The organism is Paracraurococcus ruber (genome assembly GCF_004353985.1).
GTDB classification, from domain to species: Bacteria; Pseudomonadota; Alphaproteobacteria; order Acetobacterales; family Acetobacteraceae; genus Paracraurococcus; species Paracraurococcus ruber.
Window position 1 is genome coordinate 22,218 of sequence record NZ_SMOA01000059.1, and the last position, 8,184, is coordinate 30,401.

The 8,184-nt window shown below is 72.8% G+C and carries 8 protein-coding genes and 1 pseudogene; 2 read left to right on the top strand and 7 right to left on the bottom strand.

Going from position 1 to position 8,184, the window contains the following annotated elements; genetic code table 11:
* The first annotated feature begins 82 nt into the window (after nucleotides 1-82).
* Both E2C05_RS13210 and E2C05_RS13215 read left to right on the top strand, forming a co-directional pair.
* On the top strand, nucleotides 83-1,420 hold the full coding sequence (locus E2C05_RS13210) for an MmgE/PrpD family protein (protein ID WP_133220110.1): 1,338 nt from the start codon (nucleotides 83-85) through the stop codon (nucleotides 1,418-1,420).
* A complete protein-coding gene (locus E2C05_RS13215) occupies nucleotides 1,420-2,301 on the top strand; it encodes a LysR family transcriptional regulator (RefSeq protein WP_133220111.1) in 882 nt (293 codons plus the stop codon). The genes E2C05_RS13210 and E2C05_RS13215 overlap by 1 nt, the downstream gene beginning before the upstream one ends.
* A 160-nt stretch (nucleotides 2,302-2,461) precedes the next feature.
* Here E2C05_RS13215 and soxA read toward each other — a convergent pair whose 3' ends face one another.
* From soxA to E2C05_RS13250, 7 genes and pseudogenes are all read right to left on the bottom strand, one after another.
* Nucleotides 2,462-3,214 (bottom strand): sulfur oxidation c-type cytochrome SoxA, encoded by a 753-nt coding sequence (gene soxA, locus E2C05_RS13220; protein WP_133220112.1) that lies wholly within the window; start codon nucleotides 3,212-3,214, stop codon nucleotides 2,462-2,464.
* Complete coding sequence (gene soxZ, locus E2C05_RS13225) at nucleotides 3,171-3,491, bottom strand: thiosulfate oxidation carrier complex protein SoxZ (RefSeq protein ID WP_133220113.1); 321 nt, start codon at nucleotides 3,489-3,491, stop codon at nucleotides 3,171-3,173. The genes soxA and soxZ overlap by 44 nt, the downstream gene beginning before the upstream one ends.
* Before the next feature lie 3 nt (nucleotides 3,492-3,494).
* Nucleotides 3,495-3,956 carry a SoxY-related AACIE arm protein gene (locus E2C05_RS13230; RefSeq protein WP_133220114.1) on the bottom strand — a complete coding sequence of 154 codons (462 nt, stop codon included), beginning with the start codon at nucleotides 3,954-3,956 and terminating at the stop codon, nucleotides 3,495-3,497.
* Nucleotides 3,922-4,344 carry a sulfur oxidation c-type cytochrome SoxX gene (gene soxX / locus E2C05_RS13235; protein WP_200305315.1) on the bottom strand — a complete coding sequence of 141 codons (423 nt, stop codon included), beginning with the start codon at nucleotides 4,342-4,344 and terminating at the stop codon, nucleotides 3,922-3,924. Before soxX ends, E2C05_RS13230 begins: the two co-directional genes overlap by 35 nt.
* Complete coding sequence (locus E2C05_RS13240; RefSeq protein WP_133220115.1) at nucleotides 4,341-6,530, bottom strand: xanthine dehydrogenase family protein molybdopterin-binding subunit; 2,190 nt, start codon at nucleotides 6,528-6,530, stop codon at nucleotides 4,341-4,343. Before E2C05_RS13240 ends, soxX begins: the two co-directional genes overlap by 4 nt.
* Before the next feature lie 13 nt (nucleotides 6,531-6,543).
* Complete coding sequence (locus tag E2C05_RS13245; RefSeq protein WP_133220116.1) at nucleotides 6,544-7,005, bottom strand: (2Fe-2S)-binding protein; 462 nt, start codon at nucleotides 7,003-7,005, stop codon at nucleotides 6,544-6,546.
* Nucleotides 7,006-7,107: 102 nt separating this feature from the next.
* Nucleotides 7,108-8,159: pseudogene (locus E2C05_RS13250) on the bottom strand (NAD(P)-dependent oxidoreductase).
* Between the last annotated feature and the right edge of the window lie 25 nt (nucleotides 8,160-8,184).

Genomic DNA, 8,184 nt, shown 5'->3' on the forward strand with positions numbered 1-8,184 from the left:
AGCCGGCGCCGGGGCGCAAAGGGCTGCCGGCGCGGCGGCGATGGGCTATGCCGTCCGGGTCCAGGATCGAAGAGGCGACAGCATGCCCGACCCCACCGCGACCGAGGCGCTTGGCCGCTTCGTGGCCGAGAGCCGCTGGGAGGATGTGCCGGAGACGCTGCGGCGGGAGGCGGCGCGGAGCCTGCTGAACCATGTCGGCTGTGCCCTGGGAACCGCACGCGACCCGGCCGTGCGGACAGCGCTGCAGGTGATGCATGGGCTGTCGGGCATGCCGGTGGCCACCGTGTTCGGCCAGGAAACGCGGCTGGATGCGATGGGCGCGGCCTTCGTCAATGCGGTCGCCGCCAACCTGCTGGACTATGACGACACGCATCTGGACACCGTGATCCATCCGGCGGCGCCGATCGCACCGGCCCTGTTCGCCCTGGCGGAGCAGCACGGCCTGTCCGGCGCCGCCGTCCTGCATGCCTTCCTGCTGGGCGGGGAGGTGGCCTGCCGCATCGGCAATGCCGTCTCGCCAGGGCATTACGCGCGCGGCTGGCACATCACCGCCACCTGCGGCGCCTTCGGCGCCGCGGCGGGCTGCGCGCGGCTGCTGGTGCTGGATTCGGCGCGCAGCGCGCAGGCCATCGGCATCGCCAGCACCCAGGCCGCGGGCACTGTGGAGAACCTGCCGACCGCGGCGAAGAATATCGGCGTCGGCAATGCGCCGCGGCACGGGATCCAGGCCGCGCTTTTCGCCGCCGCGGGGTGGGAGGCGGCGCCGGCGGCGATCGAGGGCGCGCTGGGCTGGGCGCGAGCCTCTGGCGATGCGCCCGACATGGCGGCGATCCTCGGCGGCCTTGGCACGCGCTGGGAGATCGGCCGCAACACCTACAAGCCCTACCCTGCCGGCATCGTCTTCCATGCGGTGATCGATGCCTGCCTGGAGCTGCGCGCCCGCCCGGGCGTCGTGCCGGACGCGATCACCGCGGTGACGGTCGCCGGCGATGCGCTGCTGCTGGCGCGTGGCGACCGGGTGGTGCGGACCGCGCGCGACTCCCGGGTCAGCATCCACCATGCGGCGGCGCTCGGCCTGGTCCGCGGCCGCGCCGGCGTCGAGGAGTTCGAGGCGCCGGCGGTGACCGACCCGGCGCTGGCGGCCTTCCGCAGCCGGGTCTCGGCGGTGCTGGATGCCGGCCTGCCGCGCGGCGCCGCGCGCGTCGCCATCCGCCTCGCCGATGGGCGGGAGGAGGTGGCGACCGTCACCACGCCCCGCGGCAGCGAGGCGCGGCCGATGTCGGATGCGGCGCTGGAGGCGAAATTCGCCGAGAATGCCGCGCTGGGCGGCGTTGCCGACAGGGCCGCGGCGCAGATCGAGGCGCTCTGGACGCTCGACCGCGCCCCCGACCTCTCCCGGCTGATGGCCCTTCTGGCCTGATGGACCGCTTCCTGGCACTGACCGTCTTCGCGCGGGTGGTGGAACAGGGTGGCTTCACCGCGGCGGCGGGGAAGCTCGGCCTCTCGCCCTCGGCGGTCACCAAGACCATCGCGCGGCTGGAAGATGAGCTGGGCACGCAGCTCTTCACCCGCACCACGCGGCGGCTGCGCGCCACCGATTCCGGCCAGGATTTCTACGAACGCTGCGTGCGCATCCTGGCCGAGCTGGAGGATGCCGAGGCGGAGCTGACGCGCGGCGCCGCCATGCCGCGCGGCCGCATCCGTGCCGTGATGCCCTTCAGCTTCGGCCGGGTCACCCTGATGCCGGAGCTGCCGGCCTTCTTCACGCGCCATCCGGAGATCAGCCTCGACCTGCATTTCAGCGACGGGCCGGTGGACCTGATCGCGGAAGGGTACGACCTGGCGGTCCGGACGGGACAGGTCAGCGATTCGCGCCTGACAACGCGGCTGCTGACGCGCGGCACGCAGGTGACGGTGGCGGCACCCCGCTACCTGGACAGCCATGGCGAGCCGCAGGTTCCGGAGGAACTGCGTGGCCACAACTGCCTGATCAGCCGCTTCGGGCCGGAATGGGGCTATCGCGGCGCGGATGGCCGCCCCTTCACGCTGCGGGTGCGCGGCAATGCCGTCATCAACAGCGGCGATGCGCTGCGCGAAGCGGTGGTCGCCGGCACCGGCATCGCGCAGGGCACCTACTGGCTCTACCGCAAGGACCTTGAGCGGGGCGATGTCCGGGCGATCCTGACCGCATTCGAGCTGGATGGCGCGCCGGTCTCGGTGCTCTATCCCGCGCAGCGGCATGTCCCGGCCAAGCTGCGGGCGCTGATCGATTTCCTGGTGCAGATCACGCGGCACGGCTAGAGCAGATCCCGATCAGGTGGACTCACCTGAGCGGGTGAAGATGCTCGCAGACTCGAATGACCGGAGCGGTTGCCGCGAGCCATGGCGAACGGAAGCTGCTCCACCCGGGCCGGCAGGCGCCATGAACCCGGGGCAGCCGGTCCGAGAGCCGCAAACCGCTTCAGGGCCTGATCGCCGGCGTCTCCACCAGCAGGCCGCGGGCCCGCGCGACCAGATAGGCTTCCAGGGCGACGTAGTCCGGCGCGCCGGGCGGAAAGGGCTCCGACCGCACGCCCACTAGGCAGTTGCGCAGCCGACGCTGCAGCGAGCCGAGCGCCTGCCACTCCAGCCGATACAGCGGGTAGCCGTTGGGATGTCCTTCGGGGATCAGGCTGCCGGCCAGCCGGCGGCCGGCATTGTCATCGTGGCACTGGGCACAGGACAGGTTGAGCTGTCCCCGCCGTTCGCGGAACAGCGCCTCCCCCTGCCGGCGCGCCTCTGCCAGCCGCGGGTCGGGCTGCAGCGGCAGGCCACGGGACTGGTGCGCGACGAAGGCGGTCAAGGCCAGCATCGCCGGTCCCTCGCGCGGCAGCGGCGGCCGCTGCTGCCGCTTCTCCCGGCACTGCGCGATCCGTCCGGACAGGTCGATGGGCGCCTGGCTTGCACGATCCAGGGCCGGATAGCGCGCCGCGACGCCGCGCATCGCCTCGGCCGTGTGGCATCCGGCGCAGCCCTCGCGCGCGAACAGCGCCTCGCCCTCCGCGACCGCCAGCATGCCGGGATTGCTCAGGTCGTCGTCCTGCATGGCGCGCAGTTGCGGCGTCATGGTCTCGTAGCCGGAGCGCGGGCCGGCCCCGAGCAGCAGCAGCGCGCCGGCGCAGGCCAGCGCCTCAAGCCACCGCGATCGGCCGCGTCTCGGTCTGGGAGAACCCATTGTCGCCCTCCCAGGTGAAGGCGAGGATGCCGCTCTCCTCCACCCGCAGCGTGAAGGTCAGGTAGGGATTGGCCGCCACCGCCGGATGCAGTTCGGCCGCGAAAACCTCCCGGTTGTTGAAGCGGCAGGTGAAGCGCCGGATGATGTCGCGCGGCTGCACCGTGCCGTCGGCGCCGGGGCGGAAGCCGGTTTCCATCGGATGCGCGATCAGCGTGCGGATCTCGATCACCTCGCCGCTCCGGGCGGTGGCGGGGACGCGGAGGAGCGTGCGGACCATCGCTCAGCCCTCGATGCAGGCGGCGAGGGTGACGACCACCTGCTGCTCCGCCATGCGGTAGCTGCCATCGGACAAGGCCGCGACGGCGATCAGCCGCTGCGAGGTGGCGAGGCGGATGCGGGTGGACAGCCGCGCCGCGCCCGACCAGGGGCCGAGCCGCGCGGTGATCACGTTCGGCAGCGGGTTGCGTTCGTTGAACAGGGCGATGGCGCGGACATGGTCGGCCTCGGTCATCGGGCTCTCGACCTCGACGCCGACGGGCACGGCATTGCCGTTCTCGACCAGCGGCGGGATGTCGAGGGTCACGCCGCCGGGCAGCGGCGCGGCGCCGCCGGTGAATTCCCGCATCGCGGCCGCCAGCGCCTCGGGCGTCGCGCCGGCGGGGCGCACCAGCGACAGCGCCAGCAACCCGCCGAGCATGGCCCGGCGGTCAGTCGCGCAGCGTGGCCAGGAAGGCGACGACATCCTCGATCTCCTCCGCGGTCAGCAGCCTGCGGTCCTGCCAGGCGCGGCCGACATGCCGCAGCCCCTCGGTGCTGAAATAGGCCGGCATGATGGTGTCCGGGTTCAGCCTTCGCCCATCCACCATCCGCAGGCGCAACTGTCCCTCGCTCAGCCTTGCGCCCGCCCCTGCCAGGCTGGGCGCCAGGTCGCCCTGGAACCGCTCCTCCGGGAAGGGGCCGGCGTGGCAGAGCAGGCAGAGCCCGCGCTGCCGGTCCAGCACGATCGCCCTGCCGCGCGCCGCATCGCCCGGCGCGCCGGTGAGCGATCCCGGGATCGCATCGCCCGCCACCATGGGCTGCGCCGCCGCCGCGCCGCCCAGCAGCAGCGCGCCTAGCAGGAACGCCCTCACGCCCTCCGCAGGTCGTGGTGCTTCAGCGGCAGGGTGCGGATGCGCTTGCCCGTCGCGGCGAAGATCGCGTTCAGCACCGCCGGCGCGGCGACGGCGATGGTCGGCTCGCCCACGCCGCCCCAGAAGCCGCCGGAAGGCAGGATCACCGTCTCCACCTTCGGCATCTCGTCCAGCCGCAGCATGGGGTAGGTGTCGAAATTCTCCTGCTCCATGCGGCCCGCCTTGACCGTGCATTCGCCATACAGGGCGGCCGACAGGCCATAGACGAAGCTGCCCTCCACCTGCGCCTCGATCTGCTGCGGGTTCACCGCATGGCCGCAATCCGTGGCGGCGACGATGCGGTGCACCTTCACCTCGCCGGCCGGCGTGACGGAGACCTCGGCGCAGGCCGCGACATAGCTGCCGAAGCCCATGGTCTGCGCCAGTCCGCGATGCACCGGCAGTCCGTTGACCGGTGCCGCCGGCGTGCCCCAGCCCGCGCGCTCCGCCGCCGCGTTCAGCACCGCCAGGTGCCGCGGGTGGCGCTGCATGAGGGACCGGCGGAACTCCAGCGGGTCCTTGCCGGCTTCATGCGCCAGTTCGTCCATGAAGCATTCGAGGTAGATGGCATTCTGGTTCAGGTTGACCCCGCGCCAGAAGCCCGGCGGCACATGCGGGTTGCGCATGGCGTGGTCGATCAGCAGGTTCGGAATGGAATAGCCGATCGCAGCCTCCGGCCCATCCGGGTTCAGGCCCTGGAATACCACCGGGTCGCGACCGTCGCGGATGTTCTGCGGGAAGATGCTGGCGACGATGGACTGGCCGGAGATGCGCATATGCATCCCCGTCAGGTTGCCCTGCGCGTCCAGCCCCGCCGTCAGCTTGCACTGGGTGACGGGGTGGAACAGGCCGTGCAGCATGTCCTCCTCCCGCGACCAGAGCAGCTTCACGGGGGTGCCGGGAAGCTCCTTCGCGATGGCGACCGCCTGGCGGACCCAGTCATGGACGGCGCCGCGCCGGCCGAAGCCGCCGCCGAGATGGATCTTGTGCACCTCGCAGCGCGCCGGCGGCAGGCCGGCCGCCTCGGCGGTCGCGGCCAGCGCCGCCTCGCCATTCTGGGTCGGCGTCCAGACCTCGCAGCGCTCCGCCGTCCACAGCGCCGTGGCGTTCATCGGCTCCATGCAGGCATGGTTCTGGTGCGGGTAGCCATAGACGGCTTCGAGCTTGCGCGGCGCCGCGGCGATGGCGGCACGGGCATCGCCGACGCGGTTGCCGACCGCAGCCTGCGGCGCGTCCAGCCCCTCCTTCAGCCAGGCCGCGACGCTTTCCGAGGAGACCTGGGCATTCGGCCCCTCATCCCACACCACCGGCAGCGCATCCAGCGCGGTCTTGGCCTGCCACCAGGTATCGGCGACCACCGCGACGGCGCTGTCATTCACCCGCACCACCTTGCGCACGCCGGGGCGGCTGGTGATGGCGGCGGCGTCGAAGGATGCCAGCTTGCCGCCGAAGACCGGGCAGTCCCGGATGGCGGCGTTCAGCATGCCGGGCAGCTTCAGGTCGGCGCCATAGACCTGCTTGCCGTTCGTCTTGTCCACCGTGTCGAGCCGCGGCAGCGGCTTGCCGGCGATGGTCCAGTCCTTCGGGTCCTTCAGCGTGATCTCGGTCGGCGGGGCCAGCTTCGCCGCCTCCGCCGCCAGGCTGCCATAGCTGGCGCTGCGGCCGCTGGCGGCATGGGTGACCATGCTCTTCGCGGCGGCGCAGTCCGCGGCCGGCACGCCCCAGCGATTCGCCGCGGCCTGCACCAGCATCATCCGCGCCGCGGCGCCGCCCTTGCGGACATAGTCATGGCTTTCCCGCACGCCGCGGCTGCCGCCGGTGGACATGTTCCCCCAGGCGCGGTTGCGCGCCAGGTTTTGCCCGGGCGTCGGGTATTCCGTGCTGACCTTGGACCAGTCGGCGTTCAGCTCCTCGGCCACCAGCTGCGCCAGGCCGGTGAGCGTGCCCTGCCCCATCTCCGACCGTGCGATGCGGACGACGATGCGGTCGTCGGGGTGGATGACGACCCAGGCATTCAGCTCGGGCGTCGCGGCGGCGGCCGGCTGGGCCGCCGCCTCCGGGATGCGGAAGCCGAGGGTGAAGGCGCCGAGCGCGGCGGAGGCGGTGGCGAGGAAGCCGCGGCGGGTGGCCTCGATGGTCTGGGACATGCTTCGCCCTCCCTCAGCCGGCCGCGCTGGTGCCGGCCGCGCGCTGCACGGCGGCCTGGACGCGGTTGTAGGTGCCGCAGCGGCAGATATTCGTGATGCCGGACCGGATGTCGGCGACCGATGGCTTCGGGTTCTCGGCCAGCAGGGCGGCGGCGGCCATGATCATGCCGCTCTGGCAGTAGCCGCATTGCGGCACGTCCAGGGCCACCCAGGCCTTCTGCACGGGGTGGCCGCCATCGGGCGACAGGCCTTCGATGGTGGTGATCTTCTGCGCCTCGGTCACCGCCGAGACCGGCAGGGAACAGGACCGCACCGCCTGGCCATCGACATGGACGGTGCAGGCGCCGCATTGCGCGACGCCGCAGCCATATTTCGTGCCGGTCAGTCCGATCTGCTCGCGGATCACCCAGAGCAGCGGGGTTTCGGGATCCACGGCCACATCATGGACGCGGCCGTTCACGGTCAGCTTGGCCATCCTGCTCCCCCTCTCCCGCTGCCCGGCACCGGGCAGGTTGCTTTGCGGCAACATATGCGGCGGACAGCGGAGGGTGCCAAGGGGTCGGTCGCCCGACCAGCCTCAAAGCCCGCCCGGCATGGGTCCGCCGGCGAAGAAGGCCGCCAAGCTGTCTGCCGCCGCCAGTTCGATCCGCCGGCGCACCGCGGCGACGGCCGAGCCGAGATGCGGCGTGAACAGCGTGCGCGGATGCGCCAGCAGGGCGGGATGCACGGTGCGCGGCCGGTCGGGCCGGGCCCAATCCTCCAGTTCGAACACGTCGGCGGCGTAGCCGCCGAGCCGCCCGGCCTCGAGAGCGGCGGCCACCGCTGCCTCCTCACCAGCGACCCGCGGGCGATGTTCACCACCAGCGCGCCCGGCTTCAGCGCCGCCAGCGCCGCCGCGTCCAGGATGTGCAGCGTGCCGGGCGTCAGCGGCGCGGCCAGCACGAGCCAATCGCTTTCCGCCAGCAGGGTGGGCCAGTCGCGGCGCTCGGCCGGCGGCATCGGCGCCGCCGCCTCGTCGGCGAACAGCAGCCGGCAGCCGAACCCCGCCAGGCGCCGGGCGATGTCGCGTCCGACCGCGCCCAGGCCGAGGAGCCCGACCACGCTGTCCTCGATCCCCGCGCCGTAGAGCACCGGCCGCCAGCCGGCGAAGCCGCCACCGCGGACCAGCGCATCCCCTTCCCGCAGCCGGCGGCCAAGCCCGAGCATGAGCGCGATGGCGAGTTCCGCCGTCGGGGCGGTCAGCAGGTCCGGCACGACGGAGACGGCGATTCCGCGCGCGGCGCAGGCCGCGAGGTCGAAATTGTCGGCGCCCTTCAATGCGCAGCCGATAGCGCGCAGGCGCGGCGCGGCGGCCAGGAATGCTGCGTCGACATGGTCGGGCATGAAGGCCAGCAGCCCATCGGCGCCGGCGGCCCGGCGCAGCAGCTCGGCCGGCGGCCAGGGCACCTCGCCCTCATTGGCCTCGACGGTGGCGAATTCCGCCAGCCGGGCGAGCGTCTCCGGAAAGGCGCGGCTCGTGACGAGGATATGCGGCCGTGTCACGGCGCCGGCGCCAGGGAATGCGCGGAAAGGCCGGCCCGGGCGGCCGGCGCCGCCGCCCGGGATGCGCCCCCGCGCCACGCGCGCCACCGCGCCGCCGGGCTGCCGCGTGCGG